At 69.5% G+C, this 25775-nt stretch carries 19 protein-coding genes; 15 read left to right on the top strand and 4 right to left on the bottom strand.

The window, feature by feature from the left end; translation table 11 throughout:
• The first annotated feature begins 209 nt into the window (after nucleotides 1-209).
• From ACZ4WS_RS28060 to ACZ4WS_RS28050, 3 genes are read left to right on the top strand one after another with little or no spacing between them, the layout of a single operon-like run.
• The gene (locus ACZ4WS_RS28060; RefSeq protein WP_467984588.1) at nucleotides 210-5249 is read left to right on the top strand and encodes a DEAD/DEAH box helicase; all 5040 of its coding nucleotides are present in this window, start codon (nucleotides 210-212) and stop codon (nucleotides 5247-5249) included.
• The gene (locus ACZ4WS_RS28055) at nucleotides 5246-8254 is read left to right on the top strand and encodes a helicase-related protein (RefSeq protein WP_467984587.1); all 3009 of its coding nucleotides are present in this window, start codon (nucleotides 5246-5248) and stop codon (nucleotides 8252-8254) included. The genes ACZ4WS_RS28060 and ACZ4WS_RS28055 overlap by 4 nt, the downstream gene beginning before the upstream one ends.
• On the top strand, nucleotides 8251-12774 hold the full coding sequence (locus ACZ4WS_RS28050; protein ID WP_467984586.1) for an Eco57I restriction-modification methylase domain-containing protein: 4524 nt from the start codon (nucleotides 8251-8253) through the stop codon (nucleotides 12772-12774). The genes ACZ4WS_RS28055 and ACZ4WS_RS28050 overlap by 4 nt, the downstream gene beginning before the upstream one ends.
• 83 nt (nucleotides 12775-12857) lie before the next feature.
• Here ACZ4WS_RS28050 and ACZ4WS_RS28045 read toward each other — a convergent pair whose 3' ends face one another.
• Both ACZ4WS_RS28045 and ACZ4WS_RS28040 read right to left on the bottom strand, forming a co-directional pair.
• A complete protein-coding gene (locus ACZ4WS_RS28045; protein WP_467984585.1) occupies nucleotides 12858-13079 on the bottom strand; it encodes a DUF397 domain-containing protein in 222 nt (73 codons plus the stop codon).
• On the bottom strand, nucleotides 13076-13942 hold the full coding sequence (locus ACZ4WS_RS28040) for a helix-turn-helix domain-containing protein (protein ID WP_467984584.1): 867 nt from the start codon (nucleotides 13940-13942) through the stop codon (nucleotides 13076-13078). Before ACZ4WS_RS28040 ends, ACZ4WS_RS28045 begins: the two co-directional genes overlap by 4 nt.
• Before the next feature lie 153 nt (nucleotides 13943-14095).
• On the opposite strand from ACZ4WS_RS28040, the gene ACZ4WS_RS28035 reads away from it, so the two are divergent.
• From ACZ4WS_RS28035 to ACZ4WS_RS28000, 8 genes are all read left to right on the top strand, one after another.
• Nucleotides 14096-14581, top strand: coding sequence for an ATP-binding protein (locus ACZ4WS_RS28035; protein WP_467984583.1), 486 nt, complete (start codon nucleotides 14096-14098; stop codon nucleotides 14579-14581).
• A gap of 118 nt (nucleotides 14582-14699) precedes the next feature.
• Nucleotides 14700-16904, top strand: a complete 2205-nt coding sequence (locus ACZ4WS_RS28030; RefSeq protein WP_467984582.1) for an AAA family ATPase — start codon at nucleotides 14700-14702, stop codon at nucleotides 16902-16904.
• Nucleotides 16901-18109, top strand: coding sequence for an McrC family protein (locus ACZ4WS_RS28025; protein ID WP_467984581.1), 1209 nt, complete (start codon nucleotides 16901-16903; stop codon nucleotides 18107-18109). The genes ACZ4WS_RS28030 and ACZ4WS_RS28025 overlap by 4 nt, the downstream gene beginning before the upstream one ends.
• An 87-nt stretch (nucleotides 18110-18196) precedes the next feature.
• Complete coding sequence (locus tag ACZ4WS_RS28020; protein WP_467984580.1) at nucleotides 18197-18481, top strand: type II toxin-antitoxin system Phd/YefM family antitoxin; 285 nt, start codon at nucleotides 18197-18199, stop codon at nucleotides 18479-18481.
• Nucleotides 18478-18873, top strand: coding sequence for a type II toxin-antitoxin system VapC family toxin (locus ACZ4WS_RS28015; protein ID WP_467984579.1), 396 nt, complete (start codon nucleotides 18478-18480; stop codon nucleotides 18871-18873). Before ACZ4WS_RS28020 ends, ACZ4WS_RS28015 begins: the two co-directional genes overlap by 4 nt.
• A 161-nt stretch (nucleotides 18874-19034) precedes the next feature.
• Nucleotides 19035-19754, top strand: coding sequence for a 3-oxoacyl-[acyl-carrier-protein] reductase (gene fabG, locus ACZ4WS_RS28010; protein WP_467984578.1), 720 nt, complete (start codon nucleotides 19035-19037; stop codon nucleotides 19752-19754).
• 5 nt (nucleotides 19755-19759) lie between these two features.
• Nucleotides 19760-20527 (top strand): enoyl-ACP reductase FabI, encoded by a 768-nt coding sequence (gene fabI, locus ACZ4WS_RS28005; protein ID WP_467984577.1) that lies wholly within the window; start codon nucleotides 19760-19762, stop codon nucleotides 20525-20527.
• Between the two features lie 159 nt (nucleotides 20528-20686).
• Entirely contained in the window at nucleotides 20687-21031 is a 345-nt protein-coding gene (locus ACZ4WS_RS28000) for a hypothetical protein (RefSeq protein WP_467984576.1), read from the top strand.
• 12 nt (nucleotides 21032-21043) lie between these two features.
• Here the strand turns inward: ACZ4WS_RS28000 and ACZ4WS_RS27995 are convergent, their stop codons facing one another.
• On the bottom strand, nucleotides 21044-21739 hold the full coding sequence (locus tag ACZ4WS_RS27995) for a FadR/GntR family transcriptional regulator (RefSeq protein ID WP_467984575.1): 696 nt from the start codon (nucleotides 21737-21739) through the stop codon (nucleotides 21044-21046).
• Between the two features lie 99 nt (nucleotides 21740-21838).
• On the opposite strand from ACZ4WS_RS27995, the gene ACZ4WS_RS27990 reads away from it, so the two are divergent.
• The 4 genes from ACZ4WS_RS27990 to ACZ4WS_RS27975 all read left to right on the top strand — a co-directional run bounded on the left by ACZ4WS_RS27990 (nucleotide 21839) and on the right by ACZ4WS_RS27975 (nucleotide 24454).
• Nucleotides 21839-23254, top strand: a complete 1416-nt coding sequence (locus tag ACZ4WS_RS27990; protein WP_467984573.1) for a CynX/NimT family MFS transporter — start codon at nucleotides 21839-21841, stop codon at nucleotides 23252-23254.
• A 65-nt stretch (nucleotides 23255-23319) separates the two neighbouring features.
• Complete coding sequence (locus tag ACZ4WS_RS27985; protein ID WP_467984572.1) at nucleotides 23320-23436, top strand: SGM_5486 family transporter-associated protein; 117 nt, start codon at nucleotides 23320-23322, stop codon at nucleotides 23434-23436.
• 184 nt (nucleotides 23437-23620) lie between these two features.
• A complete protein-coding gene (locus ACZ4WS_RS27980; RefSeq protein ID WP_467984570.1) occupies nucleotides 23621-23836 on the top strand; it encodes a hypothetical protein in 216 nt (71 codons plus the stop codon).
• A 99-nt stretch (nucleotides 23837-23935) separates the two neighbouring features.
• On the top strand, nucleotides 23936-24454 hold the full coding sequence (locus tag ACZ4WS_RS27975; protein WP_467984568.1) for a SixA phosphatase family protein: 519 nt from the start codon (nucleotides 23936-23938) through the stop codon (nucleotides 24452-24454).
• A gap of 66 nt (nucleotides 24455-24520) precedes the next feature.
• Here the strand turns inward: ACZ4WS_RS27975 and serB are convergent, their stop codons facing one another.
• A complete protein-coding gene (gene serB / locus ACZ4WS_RS27970; RefSeq protein ID WP_467984566.1) occupies nucleotides 24521-25732 on the bottom strand; it encodes a phosphoserine phosphatase SerB in 1212 nt (403 codons plus the stop codon).
• Between the last annotated feature and the right edge of the window lie 43 nt (nucleotides 25733-25775).

Here is a 25775-nt window from a genome sequence, read left to right as displayed (position 1 = left end):
ATCTGATCGATGATTATGATGCCTTCACGAATTCACTGGTATCCGTCCGTGACAGGGATATCCAGCGGCATCTTGATGCGGAGCGTGCGCGTAAGGCCCGCTGGCCTGACCCCCGTATCTCGCTCAATCCGAATTTCCGTAGTGGCGGAACCGTCGCTGAACTGGTCGATGCCGGCGTTCTGCACACGATGTGCCGCGACTATTTCCGTGTGAAGGAACACGAGCACGACCCGGGATCCCGGACCCTGACGCTCCACCGTCACCAGCGGGAGGCGATCGATGCGGCGGCCCGCCAGGATTCGTATGTGCTCACCACGGGCACCGGCTCCGGCAAGAGCCTCGCCTACATCGTTCCCATCGTCAACGAGGTGCTGCGCCACCCGAATCCCGACGGCATTTCGGCGATCGTCGTCTACCCCATGAATGCTCTCGCGAACAGCCAGGAGTACGAACTGGCCCGCTATCTGAAATGGGGGATTCCCGAGGCGAACCGTCGAGTGACCTTCGCCCGGTACACAGGTCAGGAGAACGCAGAGGGCAAGGCTGCCGTGCTGCGATCCAAGCCGGACATTCTGCTGACGAACTACGTGATGCTGGAGTATCTCCTCACGCGTCCCCACGAGCGGGAGGAACTCATCGGGGCAGCCCAGGGCCTCAGATTTCTGGCACTCGACGAGCTTCACACCTATCGCGGCAGGCAGGGGGCGGATGTCGCCTTCCTGGTGCGCAGGCTCCGCGACGCCTGCGCCGCTCCCGGTCTTCAGTGCATTGGTACGTCCGCCACCATGGCCAGCGCCGCCACGTTCGAGGATGCCCAGGAGAAGGTCGCCGACGTCGCCACCCGGCTGTTCGGTACGCCGGTGCGGCCCAAGCGGGTTATTGGCGAGACGCTGGAGCGGTCCACCGACCCGGGGGCCTGCCTTGCGCTGCCCGCCGCCGAACGCAGAGCGGCGCTGGCCGCAGCCGTCCGCCGGGCCGAGCAGGAACCGCACGCGCTGTCACAGGACTACTTGGTGTTGAGGGCCGATCCCCTTGCTGTCTGGGTGGAGGACTCCTTCGGCCTGGTCGAGGACAAGAAGACCGACGGGCGGCTGGTGCGCAGGACGCCGGTCACGGTTCCCGCCGCGGCAGCGGTGCTCAGCGGGGACTGCGGCGAGAGTCAAGAGGTGTGCCGCACAGCGATTGAGGCCATTCTCAGAGCCGGTGCGAAGGCGCTGCACCCGCAGCACAGACGCCCGCTGTTCGCCTTCAGGCTGCACCAGTTCCTCTCCAAGGGCGACACCGTCTACACCAGTCTCGAACCGGCAGGGCAACGCCATCTGACCAGCCAGTACCAGGTCAGTGTGCCCGCGCAGCGGGACAAGCCGCTGATCCCGCTGGCGTTCTGCCGGGACTGCGGACACGAGTATCTGGTGGTGACCCGCGAGGACGGCGCCGCCGGGCCGCGCTTCGTCGCGCGCAGGGACCCCGAGGCCCCCGCCGAGGGCGGCGACGGCTACCTCTACGTTAGCGAGGAGCGGCCCTGGCCGACGGCGACCGACGACATCCTGGGAAGACTTCCCGACAGCTGGGTCGAGACCACCGACGACGGGGCCCGCGCCATCGTGCAGGCCCGAGGCGGTGACGCCCCGCGCGAAGTATGGATCGCCCCGGACGGAACGGCCCTTGCAGGGGAAGGGGCCGAGGAAGGGCTGCGCGCCTGGTGGATCGCCGCCCCCTTCCGTTTCTGCCTGCGCTGTCGCGTCAGCCACGAACAGCTGCGCGCCCGCGATTTTGCCAAGCTCGCCACCTTCGCGGCCGAGGGCCGCAGCTCGGCGGTCTCCCTCATCAGCTCCAGCGTGGTGCGCTCCCTGAGAGGCCAGCAGGACATCGACGAGCGGGCACGCAAACTCCTCACCTTCGTGGACAACCGCCAGGACGCCAGTCTCCAGGCCGGGCACTTCAACGACTTCGCCCAGGTCACTCAGATCCGTGGCGCCCTCTATCGGGCACTCGCCGCCGCAGGTCCGACGGGGCTGCGCCACGACGCGCTGCCGCAGGCCGTAGAGGAAGCACTCGGCCTGCCCATGGAGGGCTTCGCCCGCAACCCCGGAGCCAAGTACAGCCAGCGGGAGTCCGCCCGCTCGGCCCTGCGCGCGGTCCTCGCCTACCGGGTCAACGCCGACCTCGAACGCGGCTGGCGCATCACCATGCCCAACCTCACCCAGACCGGACTGCTGCGCTTCGAGTACACGGACCTGCGGGAGATCGCAGCCGACCAGGAGTGCTGGCAGGGCACACCCGCGGCGCTCGCCGGTGACTCTCCCGAACACCGTGAGTACCTCGCCCAGGTCCTCCTGGACGAGCTCCGCCGCTCCCTTGCGGTCGATGAGCCGCTGCTGACACAGGAAGGGTTTGACCAGCTCCAGCGCCAGTCCGAAGCGCACCTCCTCGGCGTCTGGGCCCTCCCCCCGAAGGAGCCTCGCGTCCCCTCGCGGGTCGCCTTCCCCGGCTCGGGCCCCAAGGGCGCTCCGTCCGGCGAGGCCGTCTACCTCAGCGGCCTCGGCGCGTACGGACGCTTCCTGCGCCGCCCCGACCAGTTCCACCGGATTCCCGGGCTGGCCGGGAAGCGGATGTCCGTCGCGGACGCGGACGCGGTGATACGCGGACTGCTGCGCGTCCTGGAGATCCACGGGCTGGTTGCGATCGTCCGCGAGGAGCGCGACGGTTCGCTCGGCCACCAGGTCCGAGCTGCCGCCCTGCGCTGGCTGCCGGGCGACGGGATCGCCCCCGAGCCCGACCCGCTGCGCAAGGTCAGCGACCCGGGCGCCGAGCCGCACGTCAACACCTACTTCAGAGACCTCTACCGGGACACCGCGTCGCAGCTGGTAGGCCTCGAAGCCAGGGAGCACACCGCGCAGGTTCCCTCCGACCTGAGGGAGAAGCGTGAGAAGGCGTTCCGTGACGGCGACCTCAGCCTGCTGTACTGCTCGCCGACCATGGAACTGGGCGTTGACATCGCCACCCTGAACGCGGTGGCCATGCGAAACGCCCCGCCCACCCCGGCCAACTACGCCCAGCGCTCGGGTCGGGCCGGCCGCTCGGGGCAGCCCGCGCTGGTCACCACGTACTGCTCGACGGGCAGCGCCCATGACCAGTACTACTTCCGGCGCCCCGAACTGATGGTCGCGGGCAGTGTCATGCCGCCCCGCCTCGACCTGGCCAACGAGGAGCTGCTGCGCAGCCATGTCCACGCGATCTGGCTGGCCGAGACGGGAGCCGCCCTCGGCCGGCGCATGACCGACTTCATCGACGCGGAAGCCGTCGCGCAGGCTTTCGGCGAACCGGTGCCGCTGCGGCTCACCGAGGCCATGCGCACCCAGCTCGACAGCGAGGCGGCCCGCCGCCGGGCCATCGATCGCGCCACCGAGGTGCTCGGACCTCTGCTGGACGACCTCCGGGCACGCACCACCTGGTGGTACGACGGCTGGATCGAGGATGTCGTGCGCACCGCACTGCGCCGCTTCGACGACGACTGCGAACGCTGGCGCCGCCTGTACCGCGCGGCGCTCGCCGAGCGCGAGGAGCAGCACCGCATCGCGGGCGACCTCTCCGTCGACCCCAGACACCGTCGCATCGCCCAGGCCCGCCGGGCCGAGGCCGAGAACCAGCTGAAGCTGCTGCGCAACGAGGACAGCGAGGAGTCCTTCAGCGACTTCTACACCTACCGTTACTTCGCCTCAGAAGGGTTCCTCCCCGGATACTCCTTCCCCCGGCTTCCGCTCGCCGCCTACATCCCCGGGCAGCGCGGCGAAGGACGGCTCGGGCAGAAGAACGGGGCGTACATCCAGCGCCCCCGTTTCATCGCGATCTCCGAGTTCGGGCCCGGCGCGCTGATCTACCACGAGGGGCAGCGGTACGCCGTCGACCGGGTGCAGGTCCCCATGGGCGCCACCCCTGGTCAGGTCGCCACCAGCGATGTCCGGATCTGCGCCAGCTGCGGTACCTGGTACGACCGTTCGGAAGGGGCCGATCGATGTGACGACTGTGAGGTGCCGCTCTCCCTCACGCTGAGCCGGACCATGGTCCTGTCCACGGTCCACGCGTCACCGGTGCGCCGGATCTCCTCCGACGAGGAAGAACGCCTCAGGTCCGGCTTCGAACTGCTGACGGGCTATCAGTTCTCGCAGGGCAATGGACGGTTGGACGCGATAGCCGCGGATGACGACGGCCCGGTGCTGACCGTGACCTACGGCGACACCGCACGAGTCCGTGTCTTCAACATCGGCCGCCGCAAGCGCAAGCAGCCCGCGGACCGCGGCTTCTGGCTCGACCCGATCCAGGGCCGGTGGCTCAGCGCCAAGAAGGCGGGCGAGATCCAGGAGGCATCGGCCGAGGACGAGGCCCTGAGCCCGTTCGCATCCGCCGATCGCACCCTCCAGGTCATTCCGTACGTCGAGGACCGCAAGAACATCGCCGTGCTGCGCCTTGCCGAGCCGGTCGAGAACGAAACCGTCGCCGTCACTCTCCGTTATGCCCTGGAACGCGGCATAGAGGCCCGCTACCAGCTGGAGGACGCGGAGCTGGACAGCCAGGACCTCCCGGACGGCGAACGGCGTGGCCGGATGCTCTTCATCGAGGGCGCGGAGGGCGGGGCAGGGGTCCTCAGGCTCCTCCACGACGACCCCGACGCCCTCGCCGAAGTCGCCCGCGCCGCTCTGCGGATCATCCACGTCGACCCGGACGACGGCCGCGACCTGGGCCAGGCCCCAGGTGCCGTGGAGCGCTGCGAGCGAGGCTGCTACGACTGCCTGCTCTCGTACGGTAACCAGCGCTTCCACACCCGCATCGACCGGCTCGTTGTGGTCCCCCTCCTGATGCGGCTGGCCGCCTCGACGACCCGGGGCGAGCGGCAGGCGACCCCCGCCGCGCAGCGGGCCCAGGCGCTCGCCCTGGCCACGGAGCGCGCGCAGGGACCGGTCGCCGACTTTGTAGAGTGGCTGGGCCGCTCGGGCCACCGCCTCCCCGACGAGACCCACCCCGATCGGTCCGACGCCCAGGACCGTCCCGATGTCGTCTACCGCCTTCCAGGCGCGGACGTCGCCGTCTACGTGGACGAACCGGGCGGCTGGCATCTTGACCGACAGGTCGAGTTCCGGCTGATCGACGACGGCTGGCTCGTCATCCGGGCCGGCGCGGACACCAAGGAGTGGGAGAACGCAGTGCGTGCACACCCGGACGTCTTCGGCCCCGGACGGAGCATCCGATGACGTTCCTCCGCACCTCGGCGCAGTCTTCGACGCCTCGCGCCCCCGGCGATCTGATCTCCGCCCGCGGCCGCGACTGGGTGGTGCAGCCAGGCGGGCCCGGCGGCTTGGTGATCGCCCAGCCCCTCGACGGAGACCGCGAGTACGTCACCGCGCTCTTCCCGCACGAGATCGAGGAACCCGGCTTCGGCAGGCCCCGAGCCGTACCCGGAGAGGTCGGCGACTTCGCCTCCGCCGGACTACTGCGCACCGCCCTGCGGATCGCGGCGAGCCACGGAGCGGGCCCCTTCCGCTCGCTGGCGTCCATCTCGGTGCAGCCCCGCCAGTACCAGCTGGTGCCGCTGATGATGGCGCTGCGCATGGACACCGTACGGCTCCTCATCGGCGACGACGTCGGAATCGGCAAGACCGTCGAAGCCGCCCTCATCGGCAAGGAGCTCATCGAGCAGGGCTCGGCCACCGGCATGGTGGTGCTCTGCTCGCCGTCCCTTGCTGAGCAGTGGCAGAGCGAACTGCGCGAGAAGTTCGGCATGGAGGCGGAGCTGGTGCTGCCCTCCACCGCGGCCAGGCTGCAGAAGGGGGTGGAGCAGGGGCAGACGCTTTTCCAGCGCTACCCCTACACCGTGGTGTCCACCGACTTCATCAAACAGTCCGACCGCCGTGAGCAGTTCCGCCGCACCTGCCCCGACCTGCTGATCGTCGACGAGGCCCACACCTGTGTCGGCGCGGGCACCGGACACCAGCAGCGCTACGAACTGCTCAGCGCCCTCGCCCGGGACAAGGACCGTCATCTGATCCTCGTGACCGCGACTCCGCACAGCGGCGACGCCCACGCCTTCGCCAAGCTCACCGGACTGCTCGACCCCGACCTGAAGGGCCTCGACCCCTCGCTACCCGCGCACCGCGACCGCCTCGCCCGCCACTTCGTGCAGCGCCGCCGCCGCGACATCAGGCGCTACCTCGACCAGGACACGCCTTTCCCCAGCGACCGCATGCTGCGCCCGCTGCCCTATCAACTGGGTCCGGAATACGCCCAGTTCGTCAGGGACGTCATCACATACGCCCGCGAGCAGGTCCGTCGCCCCGATGGCTCCTTCAAGCAGCGTCTCACCTGGTGGTCCGTACTGACCCTGCTGCGCTGCGTCCTGTCCTCGCCCGCCGCCGCGGCCGAGACCCTCACCGTCCGGGCCGCGATCGCCGCCGCCCGCAGTGAGGAGGAGGCCGAACGGATCGGCCGCGCCGCGGCCCTGGAACTCATCGACGACGAGACCACCGAAGGAATGGACTCGGTCCCCGGCTCCATCCTCGACACGGACGACATCGGCGACAGCGCCCGGGGCAGCCGCAAGCTGAAGGCGTTCGCCGACCGGGCCGCGGCCCTTGAGGGCCCGGACGCCGACAGTAAACTGCGCACCCTTATCGACGAGGTGAAGGGCCTCCTCGTCGACGGCTACGACCCGATCGTCTTCTGCCGCTTCATCCCCACGGCCGAGTACGTGGCCAAGCATCTGGCCGCCGCCCTCGGGCGCAGCGCCCACGTCGACGCCGTCACCGGCAAGCTGCACCCGGACGCCCGCCAGGCCCGCATCGACGAACTCACCGCCAGGCGGGGCCGGCACGTCCTGGTCGCCACCGACTGCCTCTCCGAGGGCGTCAACCTCCAGGACGACTTCGGCGCGGTCGTGCACTACGACCTGTCCTGGAACCCGACCCGACACGAGCAGCGCGAGGGCCGCGTCGACCGCTTCGGGCAGTCCCGTGACAAGGTCCGGGCCGTCACCCTGTACGACACCGACACCGGCATCGACGGCCTCGTCCTGAACGTCCTCATCCGCAAGCACCGGGACATCGCCGAACAGATCGGCGTCATCGTCCCCGTCCCCGACGGCGGCGAGGGTGTGCTGCGCGCGCTGGCCAACAGTCTCCTCGTACGCGGACAGGGAGTCGAGGAGCAGCTCACCCTCGACTTCGGTACCGACGAACTGTTCAGCCAGGCCCGGGAGCAACTCCACAAGGAGTGGGAGAGCGCCGCCGACCGCGAGTCGAAGATCCTCACCAAATTCGCCCACAGCGGCCTGCGGCCCGACGAGGTCCAGGCCGAACTGGAAGCTCTGCGTCAGGCGTTGGGCGAGCCCGCCGACATCGCTGACTTCACCCGGGAGACGCTGAAGGCGCTGGGCTCCTCCGTACGCCCCGACACACGCTCCACCGGATTCACCGCCCCGGTGGGCCCGCTGCCGCGCGGCCTGCGCCACGGGCTCGGCATCTACGAGGACCCGGACCAGGCCGAAGGACCCGGGGCCACGCAAGCTCCGGCACGCACAGCCGCAAAGGGCAGGGCCCGCATCGCGGCGACCGCACCCGAGCTCGTGTTCCGGCAGGACCTGCCGGTCGCGGCGGGGCAGCACGCCCTCTTCCGCGGCGACCCGGCCGTACGGGCGGTGGCCCGCTACGTCCTGGACTCCGCCCTCGACCCGGCGCTGACCGAGCACGACCGCCCCGCCCGGCGGCTCGGCGTCATCCGCACCACCGCCGTCGAAGCGCGCACCGTGCTGCTCCTGGCCCGCTACCGGTTCCGTCTGACCCTGCCCCCCCGCCGCACTGGCCCAGGCAAGGGCCAACCCCATGAACTGGTCGCCGAAGATGCCCAGTTGCTGGCCTGGCGCGCCGCCGCCGACGGCACCCGCGCATGGCTCACCGACGACGAGATCGCGGACCTGCTGCGCGCCGCCCCCGACCGCAACACGATCCCGTCCATGCGTGAGCAGCAGATCGGCCGCGCCCTCGACGAACTCGACGAGATTGAGGTGGAGGAGCGCCTCGAAGCCCACGGCCGCGACGTGGCCCACCGCCTCGAAGCCGCCCACCAGCGGGTACGCGAGGCCGCCGGTGAACGCGGCCGGGCACGCGGCGCCGCCGCCGCCCGCCGCATCACCGCCGACCCGGCAGGCGCCCCCGACCTGCTCGGCGTGTACGTGTACGTCAAGCGCCCCGGAGGCTCCAGGTGACCACTCTCGCCCCCGACCACCTCCCGCCGAGCACGGCCGTACGCGTCGAAGGAGCCCTGCTCTCCGCCGACCTGATCAACAAGATCCGCTTCGGCGACAGGGAACTCCCCGGCGCGGCCCCCGCCGACTACGGCCTGCCGCGCGGCGTGCGCGTGGAGGACGCCGCCAGCCGCAAATGGGAGTACCTCAAGGCCACGTACGCGTCCTTCCGCGAGCAGCTCGAAGCGCTCGGCCCCGAGGCCGACGCGGCGACGCTGACGAAACTGACGTACAGGGAATGGCTGAGCGTCCTCCTCGACGAGCTGGGCTACGCGGGCCGCACCGCCGTGCCCAAACGGCCCGGCATCCTCGTCCCCGGCCGCGATCCGGGCTCGTACCGCGTCAGCCACCTCTGGCAGTCCCACCTGCCCGTCCACCTCCTGCGCTGGGACACCGGCCTCGACCGGGGCATCGGCAGCGACCGAGCCCCCCAGTCGATGCTCCAGGAACTCCTCAACGTCTCCTCCGAGCACCTGTGGGCCCTGCTCTCCAACGGCCGGGTACTGCGCGTCCTGCGCGACTCCACCGCGCTCGTCGGCTCCGCGTACGTCGAGTTCGACCTCGATGCGATCTTCGACGGCGACCAGTTCGCGGACTTTCAGCTTCTGTACGCGATGCTCCACGCCTCCCGCTTCGAGCTCACCGCCAAGCCGGAGAAGAAGCGCCGCGCGGCGGCCGCCGCCGACGAGCCGGAGGACGAGTCCGAGGCCGAGGAGGGCACGCTCGACGAGGCGGCGACCGCCGCGGACGACATCGCCGAGCTGACCCCCGCCGACTGCCGTATCGAATGGTGGCGCGCCTTCGCCATCGAGACCGGCATCCGCTCCCGCGACCGCCTGCGCAACCAGGTCAAGGCGGCCCTCGGCATCCTCGGCAGCGGCTTCCTTGAGGCCAACCCCCGCCTCGGCAAAGCCCTTACCCGCGGCGGCAAGGCCGCCCTGGACGACTTCCACCACGAACTCCTGCGCCTGGCATACCAGTTGGTCTTCCTCTTCGTGGCGGAGGACCGCGACGCCCTCCTGCTGCGCCCCGAGGTCGACACCTCCCCCGAGGAGGCGGAAGCCCTGGAGAAGGCCCGCGGCCTCTACGCCCGCTACTTCTCCACGGCCCGCCTGCGCCGCATCGCCTCCCGCAGACCGGGTGACCGCAACACCGACCTGTGGGCCGGCCTGCGCATCGTCCTCAACGCGCTCGGAGAGGAAGGCGGCCTCGAAGCGCTCGCCCTCCCCGAACTCGGCGGCCTGTACTTCCGCTTCGAGGAAGGCGAACAGGAGTGGTCGGCGCTGCTTCCCGGCAGCCCCGAGCCACTACGTGCGGCCGTCCTGCCGAACGAGAACCTCCTCGCCGCCATCAAACTGCTCTCCCGCGTGTACGACCGCCAGGGCCGCCCCAGCCGGGTCGACTACCGCCACCTGGGCGCCGACGAACTCGGCAGCGTCTACGAATCCCTCCTGGAACTCATCCCGCGCCACAACCCGGCAAAGGATGAGTTCTGGCTACAGGACCTGGTGGCGGGCAACAAGCGCAAGACCACCGGCTCGTACTACACGCCGTCCGTCCTGATCGAGAAGCTCCTCGACAACGCCCTCGACCCGGTCATCGAGAAGCACGCGGCATCCGGCATCCCCGACCGCCTGCTCGACATCCGCTTCGTCGACCCGTCCTGTGGATCGGGCCACGTCCTGGTCGCCGCGGCCCGCCGCATCGCCCTGCGCTACGCCCAGATGTACGACGGCGAACTGGAACCCGCGCCGGAGCGGATCCGCGAGGCGATGTCCAAGGTCGTACGCGACTGCGTCCACGGCGTCGACATCAACCCCCTGGCGGCGGAGATCGCCAAGGTGTCGCTGTGGCTGGAATCCCTCACTCCGGGCGAGCCGCTGGCCTACCTCGACGACCGCATCAAGGTCGGCAACGGGCTCCTCGGTACGACACCGCTGCTCCTGGAATCCGGAATCCCCGAGACCGCGTTCAAGAAACTGGAGGGCGACGAGGCCAAGGCGATCACCGAGGCCCGCGACCGCAACCGCAAGGAACTCAAGGGCGTCGAGGTCTGGGTCCAGACCCAGCTGGGCGAGCCCGCGACCCACACCGGCACGGCGAAGGTACGGGTGGCCGCCGAGGAAGCCGCGAAGCGACCGGCCGGCAAGGGCCTCGCTGCCATTCGCGAACTGGCCAAGCGGCACCGGGAGTTCGAGCGCGACCCGGACCTCAGGCGGCTCAAGCGGGTCGCCGACGCGTGGTGTGCGGCGTTCATCTGGCCCAAGCGCACGGACGCGCCCGCTCCGATCACGACGGGGACGCTGGCCAAGCTGGAACAGGGCGAGGTACTCGAGGGCATCGCGAAGCCCGAGCCGAAGATGGGGGAGGAGCCCGTCGAGGAGACGGACGAGGAGGTGGAGTGGCGGGAGCGCGCGGGGGAGCGTGAACTGCGCGACATCGTCTCCCGTAACCGGTTCTTCCACTGGCACCTGGAATTCCCGCGCGTCTTCCGGGTGGAGGACGGAGAGGCGGAGGACGCGAACCCGGCGACGGGGTGGCAGGGGGGCTTCGACGCGGTGCTGGGGAATCCGCCGTGGGAACGGGTGAAGATCCAGAAGAAGGAGTGGTTCGCCGCCCAGAACCCGTACGTCGCCGACGCGGCCACGGCGAACGAGCGCGAGGCGCGCATCGGCGAGCTGCTTCGCACCGTCGACGAACACGGCCAGGTCATCGAGGCCGACCGCAAGCTCCACCGCGAGTACCTCACCGCCCAGCGCGAGTCCAAGGGCACGACCAACATGCTCCGGGACTCTGGCATCTTCCCGCTGACGGGCAAGGGCGACGTCAACACGTACGCCGTCTTCGCGGAGAAGTCCCGGATGCTGCTCGCCCCGGAGGGGATGGCTGGCCTGGTCCTGCCGACGGGGATCGCCACGGACAAGACGACGTCGGTGTTCTTCGCGGACCTGGTGGAGCGGCGGCAGCTGGCGACGGTGCTTGACCTGGAGAACGAGGAGAAGCTGTTCGCGGACGTGCACAACCAGTACCGCTTCTGTTTGTTCACGTACGGCGGTCCTGCGCGGGAGTACGGGCATGTACGGCTGGCGTTTCGGGCGCGGCGGCCGGATCAGCTGGACGCGCGGGAGTTCACGCTGGACGCGGAGGGGTTCAGACGAATCAACCCGAATAGTCGGACGGCTCCGGTATGTGAAAGCCCGGAGCACTTGAGGGTCTTGGAATATGTGCACCGGCGGGTGCCGGTGCTTTGGAACAAGGTTGACAGCGCGGGACCCGCCGCCAACCCGTGGGCGTTGCGGTTCCAGGTGATGTTTCACATGTCAGGGGACTCGGATCGTTTCCTGGGAGCAGCGTTGTTGGCGGCTGGGGGTTGGAGACAAAACGGAACGGTGTTCCTCAAGGAGGGGCAGCGCTGTCTGCCGCTCTACGAGGGCAAGTTCGCCCATCACTTCGACAGTCGTTTCGCGACATTTGAGAATGCCACTCAGGCGCAGATCAACAAGGGTACGTTGCCACGCCTGGACGATGGTGCACATCGTGACCCCCAAGCCGTGCCGCTGCCGCGCCATTGGATTTCTGAAGCAGAGGTGGAGGAACGGCTGGCTGCCGAACCGGGGAAGCCTGAGACGGAGTGGCCGCACGACTGGTTGCTCGGGTGGCGTGATGTGTGCCGTGCGTCGGATGAGCGGACGGTAATCGCTTCTGCGCTTCCCCGGACCGCCGTGGGGCACACGGAGCCTCTGTTCATGCCGACCAGCCTGTCTGTGCCTATGGACGCGTTCCTCGCGAACCTGTCTTCCTTCATACTGGACTTCGCGACGAGGCAGAAGATCCAGGGCGCCCACCTCACCTACACCTACCTCGAGCAACTCCCTGTCCTCGCCCCCGACGAGTACTCCAGGCCCGTCCGCTGGCTAGGCAACCAGCCCCCCAAATCCTGGATCCGCTCCCGCGTCCTAGAACTCACCTACACCTCCTACGAGATGGCCCCCTGGGCCAAGCACCTCGGCGACGAGGCCGCCCCCTTCATCTGGGACGAGGAACGTCGTTTCCTCATGCGAGCCGAGCTCGACGCCGCGTACTTCCACCTGTACGGCATCGAGCGCCAGGACGTAGACCTGGTGATGGACAGCTTCCGTGCCTTCCGGAACAGGAAGCCGGAGCTGTTCGAGCGCACGAAGAAGGAAATCGTCCGCGTTTACGAGGAGATGGCGTCCGGCACCCCCTACGTCACGCCCCTCGACCCGCCCCCGGGCAAGGGACCCCGCCACGACCCCGGCACCAGCCCTCTGACCCGAGTGGCCCCGCCGTCGCCGCCCGCCCCGACGGCTGCTCGGCCGACTCAGCCGAAGAAGGCGGCCCCGGTCAAGAGAGCCAAGAGAGTATCCGAGGCTGACCAGTTGGGCGGAGGCCTGTTCGGTCTGGAAGAGATAGACGGAGCCGACATACAGCTCGACATCTTCTCCTCCGGCGACGAGTAACCCGCCCACGCAGGCAGGCTTGCATGCAGATGGCCGTCACCCGAACCCTCCGGGCGGCGGCCATCTGCCTACTGCCCCACCGATCAGAGCTCGCCGGCGAACACACCCGCCCGGAACGCCGCCCATTCCGAGGCGGTGAACCGCAGGGGCTCCCGCTCCGGGTTCTTCGAGTCCCGTACGGCACGTCCGCCGCCGGGCAGTTCGGCTATTTCGACGCAGTCGTTCTCAGCGCCGCTCGCGGACGCCTTGCGCCAAGCAGCGTCAGCGAGGTCCAAGGCGTACAGGTCGGTCTTGCGGTCGGTCACTGTCTCAGGCCTTCTTCCAGTTCGGCGATGCGGACGAGCGAGTCCTCCACGGAGAGCGCCGTAGCCCGGATACGCTCGTACGCCCTCTCGAAGGGCGCCGCTTCTTCACCCTCAACGTATGTCGCGCTCCCGGCGTTCTCCAAGAGCACGACGTCCGGCAGCGGGGGCCTGAACTTGGTGAGGCTGAACCCCCCTTCCAGCCCTGGATGGGCGGTGGAGTCCAGGGGCATGACCTGGACGGTCACATTCGGCAGTTCGGAGGCGTCCAGCAGTTTGCGCAACTGCTCGCGCATGGTGGCCGGGCGCGCTGCGAACCGCTGGTGCAACGCGGCCTCGTGGACGATGGCCCACAGCTCCAACGGAGCCCCTGGCCGGGTTAGTACGGACTGCCGCGCCATGCGGACCTCCGCGAGCGCGGCGACCTCCTCTGGCGTACGGGTCGTCGTGATACCGGTGATCGTCTCGCGGGCGTAGGCGGCGGTCTGGAGCAGCCCCGGGACCAGCAGCGGGGTCCAGACGCAGACCTGCTCGGCGTCCGACTCCAGGGAGATGTAGTCGGCGTACGCAGGCTGCACGATCCCTGAATAGGCCTGCCACCAGCCCTTCTTCGCGGTGTCACGACGCAGTGCCTCCAGCACGGAGCAGACGTCCGGGTCTGTCACCCCGTACACCTTGAGCAGTTCGGTCAGGTCGCCGGGTTTGATGCCCTGAAACGCGTTCTCGATCTTCGACATCTTCGGGCCGTTCCACCGCATCGCCTCAGCGGCCTGGTCGAGGCTGAGGCCCGCTTCGTTGCGGAACCTGCGCAGGGTTGCTCCGAGGCGACGCCGTCGGACTGTCGGAACCATGGGGGAGTTGGGCATATGGGAAGCCTGCACCTACCTTGCCGTCTACGGCACCGGTCGGTGAAATCGTCACTCAATCGGGTAGAAAGGTTGCGATTTATCGAGGACTGAGTCCACTCTCAACTTGGCCGCAATCACGCCGTGTTGGCGAGCGAACTGCAAGGAACCCACATGCCTCTCACCCCCCACCCCCTCCTACAACCCCTCACCCCCACCGCCGCCCTGGGCCACTACCTCACCCCCACCCCCACCGGCTTCACCCTCCACATGTCAGCCTCCCCGAGAAACCTCCGCGCCGCCCGTGGCCTGACCGCCCACGCCCTGCTCGGCACCGGTGTCGGACCCGACCTGATCGACGCCGCGCAACTGGTCCTCTCCGAGCTGTACGGGAACGCGGTGCGCGCCTGCGGCGACTACGTGCCGCTCGTCGCCGAGGTGGAGGCGGCGCAGGCCGGTGTCTGGGTGCGCCTGCACGACCCGGACCGCCACCGTCATCCGCACCGAACGCCCGGGGCCCGACTCGACGACGCTCAGGCGGAGTCGGGGCGGGGACTGCCCCTCATGGACCTGCTCGCGCCTGGCTGGGAGGTGGTGACCACGCCCGTCGGGAAGCAAGTTCGCTGCCTGCTGTCGCGGGACCTCGACGGGGTCAACTGACCGCACGGGCAAGCAGTTACCGGCAGGCGTGACAGGCGGCGCACGGGCGATTGTCAGTGCTCGGAGTTAGTCTCTCCGGTGGGTGGAGTTGAAGGTCAACTCCGGACGGGGGGAACCCATGACCACGCCTTTCGAGGTCAGCGCCAGGGCGGTCCACCAGGCGGCGACGATCCTTGTCGACCACACCCAGGACGGCCTACCGTTCCGGCGACTGTGGCCGCTCGTCCAGACGGCCGACCCCGACCTGGAAGCCGACTTCACGGCTGTCGCGCCGGGCGTCACAAAGGGCGTCGACACCAACCTCAGCTACACCGCCACCAGCCTGGTCAAGGCCGGTTGGCTGTGCCGCAAGCGTCCGGTGTGGCGGCTGACCGGGCTCGGCGTCGAGGCCCTCGCCCAGTATCCCGAGCCGGTCGACTTCCTCAGCGAGGCGGGCGATCGCTACATGGACTGGCGCAGGAACCGCGACGCGTTCGACGCGGCCGCAGCACTGCTCCAGCTCCTCCCCGACCGCCGCTGGCTGGACATCGAGGACCTCGCCGCCGAGTACGAGGTCGACGCGTACACGCTCGCCTCGGTCTTCCAGGGCACCCGCCCCGACGGCTGGCACCTCGCGCTCGACGCCGAAGGCACGACCGTCGGCATGGGCATCACGCTGCTGACGAACGAGATCGAAACTTGGCGGAACCTGCTCAGCGAGGACGATCTCCTCGACGAGCAGTACTCAAGCCAGGACGTCGTACGTGCCCTTCCCGGAAGGAGGCTGACCCGCGAGGAGATCACCAACCTCGTGCTGGGTGAAACGGCCGACGACCCGGCCCTCGTCCTGCCGGAGCGGCCCCGCAGGGTCTGGGTGCTGCGCGGCACCGACGAGGGCGGCGCGAGCCTCATCCGCACCCTCTGGCGCGACGAGTCCGTGGTCACCCTCGACGCGGGGCGCATGTCACCACTGCCCTCGGGAGCGGGCCCGCAGCGGGTGCGCAAGGCCGTCGACGACGCGTACGAGTCCTCGTCGGTCGGCCGCAGGGAGGAATTGGCCAAAGAGGTGCACACCTTCGTCGCCCGGATACAGGACGGCGACATCGTGGTGTGCACCGACGGCGCCAAGGGATACCTCGGCGTGGTGGGCGGGCCGGCCGTGTATGTGCCGGGCACCACGGGCGCATACAGGCGCAAGGTCGACTGGCGCAACCTCGACGAGCCGCTCGACATCGCCAAGGACCTCGGCGACGCACTGCTCGGCCGGCTCGGGGACGCCGACGCCCGGATCGTCGACATCAGCGAGTTCGCGCCCCGCCTCGAAGCGCTCATCGGGCCGGACCCCGTGCAGGAGGCGCCGCCCGCCGACATCGAGCCCCACCTGCCCGACGTCACCGAGGCCCTGGTCACCGAACTCACCCAGGACAAGGCGGTCTGGCTCCAGGAGTGCGTGGAACTGCTGCGTGCGAAGCCCCAGTTGGTCTTCCACGGCCCGCCCGGCACCGGCAAGACCTTCACCGCCCTCGCGCTCGCCCGCCACCTGACGGGCGGAAACCCCGGCAACGTACGGCTCGTGCAGTTCCACCCGGCCTACTCCTACGAGGACTTCTTCGAGGGCATCCGGCCCAAACTCGCCAAGCAGGGCGCCGACACCGGCCCGGACGGCGGCTCGGGCGTGGTCTTCCACCTGGCGAAAGGCCCGCTGCGCAGACTTGCCGACGCGGCCGAACTCAGGCCCGCCGAGATCTTCGTCCTGGTCATCGACGAGATGACGCGCGGCAATCTCGCCAAGGTCTTCGGCGAGCTGTACTTCCTGCTCGAATACCGCAAGCAGTACATCCACCTCCAGTACGGCTCGGACGACGGCAACGGCTTCAGGCTGCCGCCCAACCTGTTCATCCTCGGCACCATGAACACCACCGACCGCAGCGTCTCGCTCATGGACTCGGCGATGCGGCGGCGCTTCTCCTTCATGGAACTGCACCCTGAAGTCGAGCCGCTGGAGGGCATGCTGGAGCGCTGGCTCGACGACCAGGGCCGGTCCCAGGACGCGGCGAAGCTCCTCGCCGAACTCAACAGGCGCATCGGCGAAAGCCCCTCGGGCGACCAGGGATTCCGTATCGGCCCGTCGTACTTCATGCAGCCGCTGGCCCACGGCGGGCACGCCGCGCTCGACCGGCTGTGGCGGACCCAGATCATCCCGCTACTCACCGAGTTCCACTGGGGGGACGACACCGACGTCGCGGCCGAGTACGCGCTCGACGTGCTGCTGCGCGACCTCGGGATCGCCGAGGAAGGCGCGGAGGATGCCGAGACGGCCGACGGCGGCGGTGGCGCCCCGTGAGGGAGGCGCCGCCCGTTCCGTTGAAGGAAGCCGGCGGATGGAGCGCATGGCAACTCACCCCGGAACAGATCGTCACCCTCGACGACTGTGAATACGTCCAGGTGCGGCCCTCCCGCCGAGCCGGCTGGTGCCACCTTGAGGCCCGCGAGTGGGTCGGTGCCGCCCGGCTCGGCCACGGCCTGGCGCAGGTCCGGCTCTCTGTCGCTCCCAAGGTGCCCGTGGACCGGCTCCTCTACCTCCTCGGTTACGCCGACGAAGAGCGGCTGCGCGACGGCGGCCCGGTCGACGCCGCGACCCGAACCGATCTCCTGCCGGTTGTCGCCCGCGCCTACACGCGAGCCGCACAGAGGGCGCTGCGGCAAGGAGTGCTCCTCGGCTACCGGGAGACGGAGGCCTCCCAGCCCGTCCTGCGCGGCAGGCTCCGGGCGGCGGCACAGATGAGCCGCCGCCCCGGACTCGTACTGCCGCTGGAAGTCGCCTACGACGAGCACACCGTCGACATAGCGGAGAACCAGCTGCTGCTCGGCGCCGCACGGCGGCTGCTGCGCGTCCCGGGCGTCGACGGGGCACAGCGCACGGCACTCCACGCACTGGCCGCACGCCTGGACGGGGTGACACCACCGATACCCGGTGCCCCACTCCCACACTGGCGTCGAGACCGGCTGAACGCCCGCTACCACCGGCCCCTCGCTCTCGCCGAACTCATCATCGGCGGGGCATCCTACGAACTCGAGGACGGGCGAGCCGTCACTGTGGATGGCGTGATGTTCCAGATGTGGCGGGTGTACGAGGCGTTCCTCACCCGCGCGCTGGGGGAGGCGCTGACCCGCAAGGCAGGCGGCAGATACAAGACGCGGGACCGCGACCACTACCTCGCGACGACCCGCAAGCATGTCCTCAGACCCGACCTGGTCCACTACCTTCCCGCGCCCTCCGGCGGACGCCGGGCCGCTGCGGTCGTCGACGCCAAGTACAAGCGCGGCTTCCATCGCGACGACCTCTACCAAATGCTCGCGTACTGCGTACGCCTCGGTCTCACGGACGGTCACCTGGTGTACGCGTCCGGCCGCGCCGATGTCGTACACGTGCCAGTGGCCGACGGCGAGGTCAGGCTGCATCGCCATGTGCTGGACCTGAGCAAGCCGCAGCGGCAATTGGAACAGAGCATCGAAGATCTCGCCCAGGCCGTCCTGAGCCGGACATAGGTGCCGTACTCAGACCGGCGGCGAGAGATGTGGGTACCATCGAAGAAATGTAGGTACACATCGTGGGCCCTGCCGAAGGGAGACCCCATGAGCACCATCTCCGTCCGCGAGTTCTCGTACAACCCCAGCGCCGTCTTCGCCCGCGTCGAGCAGGGCGAAGCGGTCCAGGTCACCCGGCATGGCAACGTGATCGCCATACTGCTGCCCGGTTCCGGGCCGGTAGCCAGGTACGCGGATCTGGTTGCCCAGGGAAAGATCCGGCTCAAGGCCGCGACGAGTGGCGACAGATCGCGGCTGCCGCACTACGAGGTCCCCGCCGACGTATCGCCGCTCGACCTGCTGCTCGCCGAGCGAGAGGAGGACGACCGTTGATCTATCTGGACTCCTCTGCACTCATCACCTGGCTGACCAGGCGAAACTACTACCCGCAACTGGACGCCTTCCTCGATGAGCGCCCAGCGGCCCCCCTTGCCACCAGCACGATCGGTTTCGTGGAGACGGTGCGGACTCTCGACCTCATGGGGGACTTCCCCACCGCGATGAGCGACCTCCAGCGGGACATCACGGAGATCCTCGTGACGGAGGACGTCCGGGACCAGGCGGCAGGTATCCCCGGCCGGCTGCGCACTCTGGATGCCCTGCACGTGGCCAGTGCCCTGACGCTCGGTGACTCCCTGCAATGCCTTGTCACTTATGACAAGCAGATGTTGGAGGCGGCGAGGGCGGCGGCTCTGCCCGCGTATGCACCCGGTATGGCGGACTGACCGGGGCGCCTCCAGGCCCGCGCCGACTGTAGAGACCCGACAGACGGCGGCGTGCGCCACTGTCGGTGCCCGATTCTCCGCAAGGCGGACGAGACCGATAGGTTTTCGAGGAAGGCGCCTGTCTTGCAGGGGTTTCAGTCCGCTATCGAAAGGGTGATCCGTTGAGCCGCTCGGTTCTCGTCACCGGAGGCAACCGGGGCATCGGCCTCGCCATCGCCCGCGCGTTCGCCGACGCCGGCGACAAGGTCGCGATCACATACCGTTCGGGTGAGCCGCCGGCCGCCCTCACTGAATTGGGCTGCCTCGCCGTCAAGTGCGACATCACCGACGCCGAGCAGGTGGAGCAGGCCTACAAGGAGATCGAGGCCGAGCACGGCCCGGTCGAGGTTCTGGTCGCCAACGCCGGCGTCACCAAGGACCAGCTCCTGATGCGGATGTCCGAGGAGGACTTCACCTCGGTCATCGACACCAACCTCACCGGCACCTTCCGCGTCGTCAAGCGCGCCAACCGCGGCATGCTGCGGGCCAAGAAGGGGCGCGTCGTCCTGATTTCGTCGGTCGTCGGGCTGCTCGGCTCGGCGGGGCAGGCGAACTACGCCGCCTCCAAGGCGGCGCTGGTCGGCTTCGCGCGCTCGCTGGCCCGCGAGCTCGGCTCGCGCAACATCACCTTCAACGTCGTCGCGCCCGGTTTCGTCGACACCGACATGACCAAGGCGCTCACCGACGAGCAGCGCGAGGGCATCGTGAAGCAGGTGCCGCTGGGCCGCTACGCGCAGCCCGAGGAGATCGCCGCGACGGTGCGGTTCCTCGCCTCGGACGACGCCTCGTACATCACTGGAGCCGTCATTCCGGTTGACGGCGGACTGGGAATGGGTCACTGATCACCATGAGCGGAATTCTCGAGGGCAAGCGCGTCCTGATCACCGGTGTGCTGATGGAGTCCTCCATCGCCTTCCACACCGCCAAGCTGGCCCAGGAGCAGGGTGCCGAGATCATCCTGACCGCGTTCCCGCGGCCCACGCTGACCGAGCGCATCGCCAGGAAGCTCCCGAAGCCCACCAAGGTCATCGAGCTCGACGTCACCAACGACGAGCACCTCGCCCGCCTCGCCGACGTGGTCGGCGAGGAGCTGGGCGGCCTGGACGGCGTCGTGCACTCCATCGGCTTCGCGCCGCAGGACGCCCTCGGCGGCAACTTCCTGAACACGCCGTTCGAGTCCGTGGCCACCGCCATGCACGTCTCGGCGTTCTCCCTGAAGTCGCTGACCATGGCCTGCCTGCCGCTGATGCAGAACGGCGGCTCGGTCGTCGGCCTCACCTTCGACGCGCAGTACGCCTGGCCGCAGTACGACTGGATGGGCCCGGCCAAGGCCGCCCTGGAGGCCGTCAACCGCTACCTCGCCCGCGACCTGGGCAAGCAGAACGTGCGCTCCAACCTCATCTCGGCGGGCCCGATCGGCTCGATGGCCGCCAAGTCCATCCCGGGCTTCAGCGAGCTCGCCGCCGTGTGGGACACCCGCGCGCCCCTGGAGTGGGACCTCAAGGACCCGGAGCCGGCCGGGCGTGGTGTCGTCGCCCTGCTGAGCGACTGGTTCCCGAAGACCACCGGCGAGATCATCCACGTGGACGGCGGTCTGCACGCGATCGGTGCCTGACCCTTCGCGGCTCTACGTTTCTGACGCCCCGTTTCCCGCAGCGCGCGGGGAGCGGGGCGTCGCCCGTTTGGCCCACCCGGCCGGGCGGCCCGGGCGGCGTACCGCGCACGCTGGGAGTACGCACCGCCCCGCAGCCGTACGGCCGAGGAGGTCCCCCTTGTGCTCCTGTCACGCCGTTTTGCCCCGGTGTTCGCCGCTTTTGCCCTCATGATGGCTCTGCCGTACGACGCGGTGCCCCACGCGCGCGTGGGGCACGGAAAACCCGCTGTGTCACAGCCGTTCGGTGCCGAGTGCCGCACCACGGTCACCGGCTCCCACGCCGTCGCGTACTGCCACAACCCCTATGTGGCCGCCGATCGCGTAAGCCTGCACATCGAGTGCGACCGTTGGTGGGACATCGACAGCGACAGCGCCCCGGTCGAGGCGGGACCCGCGATGACGGTGCGACTGACCGGTCGGTGCTGGGAGGAGATCCGGTCGGCCTGGGTCAGTCACCAGAAGTGACCGCTTTCCTCGTCAGCTGTCGGGGGCGGAGGGCTTGAGCCGCCCCGGACGGCACAGGAACGGATAACCCGCGGCCTCCGTGGCCGCCACCTCGGCGTCGCCCACGCGGATCGCGTCGACGAGCCGGGCGTGGTCCATGTACGTCTCCGGCGTCAGCTCCTCGCCGACGTCCTCGCGCAGCCAGTCGCGCAGCACCTCGCCGAGGTCCGCGTACATCGCCGTCATGACGTCGTTGTGGGACGCCGCCACCACGGCCAGATGGAAGGTCGCGTCGGCGGTCACGAAGGCCTCCGCGTCCCCCGAATGCCAGGCCTCCTCGCGGCGTACGAGGAGGGCGTCGAGTTGCTTGAGATCGCGTTCGGTGCGTCGCTCGGCGGCCAGCTTGGCGGCGCTCGACTCCAGCGTGGAGCGCAGCTCGGCGATGTGCCGGGGATCGGCGTCCGCGAAGCGCCGGTGCATCACGCCCGCCAGCTCGCTGGTCGCCACGACATAGGTGCCCGAACCCTGGCGGATGTCGAGCAGACCGTTGTGCGCGAGCGCGCGGACGGCCTCGCGGACCGTGTTGCGGGCGACGCCCAGCTGCTCGACCAGCTCCGGCTCGGTGGGGATACGGGAGCCCACCGGCCACTCGCCCGAAGTGATCTGGTTCCGCAGCTCGGCGATGACCTGCTCGGACAGTGCCGAACGGCGTGGGTGGCTCAGCGGCATGACGGTCCTTCGAACGGGCCCGGTGCGGTTCTTCGCGCGGGGCCGGAGGCTCCGGAGGTTAACGCAAGGGGATTGGACAGCCAATCATCCCATGATTCTATGATGGGTGGCATGGCAAGCGAGGAGACCCGGACGATGACGTCCACACCGATACGCAGCTCCGCGGGAACGGAGTCCGAGGGCGAAACGCCCGCCACGCGCGCGTGGATGACGCGTTTGGTGGTCGCCGGCATCGTCCTCACGGCCCTCAACCTGCGCCCCGCGATCACCAGCCTCGGCGCCCTCCTCGAAGAGGTGCGCGGCGGGCTCGGCATGAGCGGCGGCGTCGCCGGACTGCTCACCTCCGTCCCGCCGCTCTGCTTCGCCGTCTTCGGCGTCATGGCACCGCGCCTCGCCCGCCGCTTCGGGCCCGGCGCGGTCGTCTGCGCGGGCATGGTCGCCATCACGGCGGGCCTGGCGATCCGGCCGTACGCGGGGGGCACGGCCGGTTTCCTGGCCGCCAGCGCGCTCGCGCTCATGGGCATCGCCGTCAGCAACGTCCTGATGCCGGTGATCGTCAAGCGCTGGTTCCCGGACCGGGTCGGCTCCATGACCGGCCTGTACTCGATGGCCCTCGCGCTCGGCACCTCGGCCGCGGCCGCGGTGACCGTGCCCATGACCGACGCCCTCGGCGGCAGTTGGCGGTCCGGGCTCGCGGTGTGGGCGGGGCTCGCGGCGGCGGCCGTACTGCCGTGGATCGCGCTCGTACGCGCGCGGGGTGCCGAATCCGGGAGCGGTGCCCCCGGCCGGCGTACCGCCACCACTGCCGTTGCCCTCGGCCGCCGTACCGATTCCACGTCCGGTGACGGTGACCGGGGGCCTTCCACGTCCGGTGACGGTGACCAAGGGCCCTCCGCGGCCGGTGCCGCCGCCCGGCACGAGGCCGACGGACTGCGGATCACCCGGAGCCGCACCGCCTGGGCACTCGCCGTCTTCTTCGGACTTCAGGCCACCGCCGCGTACATCACGATGGGCTGGATGGCGCAGATCTTCCGAGACGCGGGAGTCGCCGCCGGCACCGCGGGACTGCTCCTGGCCGTCACGATGGTGATGGGCGTGCCGCTGGCCTTCGTCATCCCGCGCCTCGCTACCCGCCTGCCCCACCAGGGGCCGATCGTGGTGGTACTCGGCGCCTGCGGACTCGCCGGATACGCGGGCCTCTACTTCGCCCCGGCCGGCGGCGCCTGGGCCTGGGCCCTGCTGCTCGGCGTCTCCAACTGCGCCTTCCCGCTGGCCCTCACCATGGTCGGCATGCGGGCCAGGACCGGCGCGGGCGTCGCCAAGCTCTCGGCCTTCGCGCAGAGCGCCGGCTATCTGCTCTCGATCCCGGGACCGCTGCTGGTGGGTGTGCTCTACCAGCACAGCGGGGGCTGGGGCCTGCCGCTCGCGCTCATGGCGGGGCTGATGGTCCCGCAGATGGCGGTGGGCATCCTGGCGGGCCGCAACCGTACGGTGGAGGACGAGGCGGCCCGCTGATCCCGGCGCACGAAAGGCCCGACCCCACCCGTGAGGGTGGGGACGAAGGGTGCGAGACTGACCGCATGCCAGTGCTCGACCCGAACCCCCAGAACGGCCAGAAGAAGATGCTGCTCGTCTTCGGTACGTTCCTCGCCATCACCGTGATCATCGCCATCATCGCGACGATCGCCTCGCCGTAACCACCGCTCCGCTCGCGACCCCCTGGGACGTCGATGGTGGGGCTAACCCCCCATCCCCTAGGGGGCGAGTGTCAGGGTCAAGTGGGTGGATCACCGGATGGGTTGAGGGCTCCGGATTCCGTAACTTCGAGATGTGGCCGCGAGGACGCGGACCACAGAGCACTCGAAGCCCCACGGAGGCGGCATGTCGGCCCGTACGCATACCCGGCCCCACCCGGCGACCACGGGCCGCGTCGACATCCGGCTGCCCTGGTGGGCCCTCGCCCTGCCGGCGCTCGCCTTCGTCACCCTGCTGCTCCTGATACTCAACCCGGTGGACGCGCACGCAGCGGGCGGCGACCCCGCGATCACCGATGTAGTCCAGCGCATCCAGCAGTCGGTGCTGCACCAGGCTCCCTGAGTCCCCCCTCAGGCCGTGCCGGACAGCCCCGTAACCCCTCCCGGAGCAGCGCGCCAACTCCTTGCGCCCCATGGCGTGTTTCATGCGAAGCTGGGACGCATGAGCGTCGCAGAACCCCGCAGGATTGTCCTCTTCCGGCATGCGAAAGCCGACTGGCCACAGGTGTCCGACCACGAGCGGCCGCTCGCTGACCGGGGCCGCAAGGACGCAGCCGTCGCCGGACGCAGGCTGGCCGACACCGGCATCCCCTTCGATCTGGCCCTCTGCTCCACCGCGGCCCGGACTCGCGAGACCTGGAAGCTCGCCGTCCATGAGCTCCCGCACCGGCCGAAAACGGTCTATGAGGAGCGGCTCTACGAAGCCTCGCCCGGCGAGCTGATCGCCGTGCTCAACGAAACCCCCGACGACGCGCAGAACGTGGTCCTGATCGGCCACAACCCGGGCGTGCACGGCCTCGCCGAGATCCTGGCGGGCAAGGCCGAGGGCGACACCCGCGACCGGATGAACAGCCGCGACTTCCCCGCCGCCGCCTTCGCGGTGCTCTCCTTCGAAGGCTCCTGGAAAACCCTGGAGCCCGGAGTCGCCACGCTGCTCGACTACTGGGCGCCGACCGAGTAACCCACCGCTACGAGGAGGGGGCCCGGCACCAAGACAGGTGCCGGGCCCCCTTCCGTGAGCGTGCGCTCAGTGGTCGTCCAGGTGCATGTCCGCCGCCTCGACCTCTTCGCGGGTGACCCCCAGCAGATACAGGACCGTGTCCAGGAAGGGGAAATTCACCGCGGTGTGCGCGGCCTCGCGCACAACCGGCTTGGCGTTGAACGCGACCCCGAGGCCGGCCGCATTCAGCATGTCGAGGTCATTGGCACCGTCGCCGACCGCCACGGTCTGGGCGAGCGGCACACCGGCCTCGGCGGCGAACCGGCGCAGCAGCCGCGCCTTGCCCGCCCGGTCCACGATCTCCCCGGTGACCCGTCCCGTCAGCTTCCCGTCGACGATCTCCAGCGTATTGGCCTGGGCGAAGTCGAGCCCGAGCTTCTCCTTGAGGTCATCAGTGACCTGAGTGAACCCACCCGAGACGACACCGACTTGGAAGCCCAGCCGCTTCAGCGTACGGATCAGCGTGCGCGCCCCAGGCGTCAGCCGCACCTCTTCGCGCACCTTGTTCACCACCGAGGCGTCCAGCCCCTTCAGGAGCGCCACGCGCGCGTGCAGCGACTGCTCGAAGTCCAGCTCCCCGCGCATCGCGGCCGCCGTCACCTCGGCGACCTGCTCCTCGCACCCGGCGTGCGCGGCGAAGAGCTCGATCACCTCGTCCTGGATGAGCGTCGAGTCGACGTCCATGACGACCAGCCGCTGGGCCCGCCGGTGCAGCCCGGCCGCGACCACCGCGACATCGACGCCGAGCGCCGCGGCCTCGGTGACCAGCGCGGTGCGCAGCGTCTCGGTCTCCGTACCGGACACGGCGAACTCGACCGCCGTCACCGGGTACTTGGCGAGCCGGAAGATACGGTCGATGTTGCCGCCGCTCTTCGTGATCCGCGCGGTGATCGCGGCCGTCGACTCCGCGGTGAGCGGGTGCCCGAGCACCGTGACGAGCGAACGTCCGACCCCGCGCGGCCGGTTGTCGCCGTGACCCGAGATGATCTCCGCCTGCATCTTCATCGACTCCGCCCAGCTGTGGACGGTGGCCCGCAGATCACCCTCCATCCCGGCGGGCGGCTCGGTCACGAGCGCGCACAGCACCATCCGGCCACGGGTGACGACCTGCTCGATGTCGACCACGTCGACGGAGTAGGCGGCGAGGGTGTCGAAGAGTCCGGCCGTGATCCCCGGCCGGTCCTTGCCGAAGATCTTGACGAGGAGAGTCGGGATGTCAGAGGTCTGCGAAGCGCTCATGGTGTTCCCACCGTATCCGGCACCCAGTGCCTTCCGCCCCTGA

The organism is Streptomyces sp. NPDC029292, from assembly GCF_055569295.1.
Note: the sequence above shows the minus strand (reverse complement) of the source record. Positions and strands in the feature narration are given on the sequence as shown.

Excerpts from the sequence above, each read along its gene's own strand:
- ACZ4WS_RS28055 (WP_467984587.1), top strand. The coding sequence starts at position 5,246 with ATGACGTTCCTCCGCACCTCGGCGCAGTCTTCGACGCCTCGCGCCCCC.
- ACZ4WS_RS28040 (WP_467984584.1), bottom strand. The coding sequence starts at position 13,942 with ATGCCCAACTCCCCCATGGTTCCGACAGTCCGACGGCGTCGCCTCGGA.
- ACZ4WS_RS28035 (WP_467984583.1), top strand. The coding sequence starts at position 14,096 with ATGCCTCTCACCCCCCACCCCCTCCTACAACCCCTCACCCCCACCGCC.
- ACZ4WS_RS28030 (WP_467984582.1), top strand. The coding sequence starts at position 14,700 with ATGACCACGCCTTTCGAGGTCAGCGCCAGGGCGGTCCACCAGGCGGCG.
- ACZ4WS_RS28020 (WP_467984580.1), top strand. The coding sequence starts at position 18,197 with ATGAGCACCATCTCCGTCCGCGAGTTCTCGTACAACCCCAGCGCCGTC.
- fabI (WP_467984577.1), top strand. The coding sequence starts at position 19,760 with ATGAGCGGAATTCTCGAGGGCAAGCGCGTCCTGATCACCGGTGTGCTG.
- ACZ4WS_RS27995 (WP_467984575.1), bottom strand. The coding sequence starts at position 21,739 with ATGCCGCTGAGCCACCCACGCCGTTCGGCACTGTCCGAGCAGGTCATC.
- ACZ4WS_RS27990 (WP_467984573.1), top strand. The coding sequence starts at position 21,839 with ATGATGGGTGGCATGGCAAGCGAGGAGACCCGGACGATGACGTCCACA.
- ACZ4WS_RS27985 (WP_467984572.1), top strand. The coding sequence starts at position 23,320 with ATGCCAGTGCTCGACCCGAACCCCCAGAACGGCCAGAAGAAGATGCTG.
- ACZ4WS_RS27980 (WP_467984570.1), top strand. The coding sequence starts at position 23,621 with ATGTCGGCCCGTACGCATACCCGGCCCCACCCGGCGACCACGGGCCGC.
- ACZ4WS_RS27975 (WP_467984568.1), top strand. The coding sequence starts at position 23,936 with ATGAGCGTCGCAGAACCCCGCAGGATTGTCCTCTTCCGGCATGCGAAA.
- serB (WP_467984566.1), bottom strand. The coding sequence starts at position 25,732 with ATGAGCGCTTCGCAGACCTCTGACATCCCGACTCTCCTCGTCAAGATC.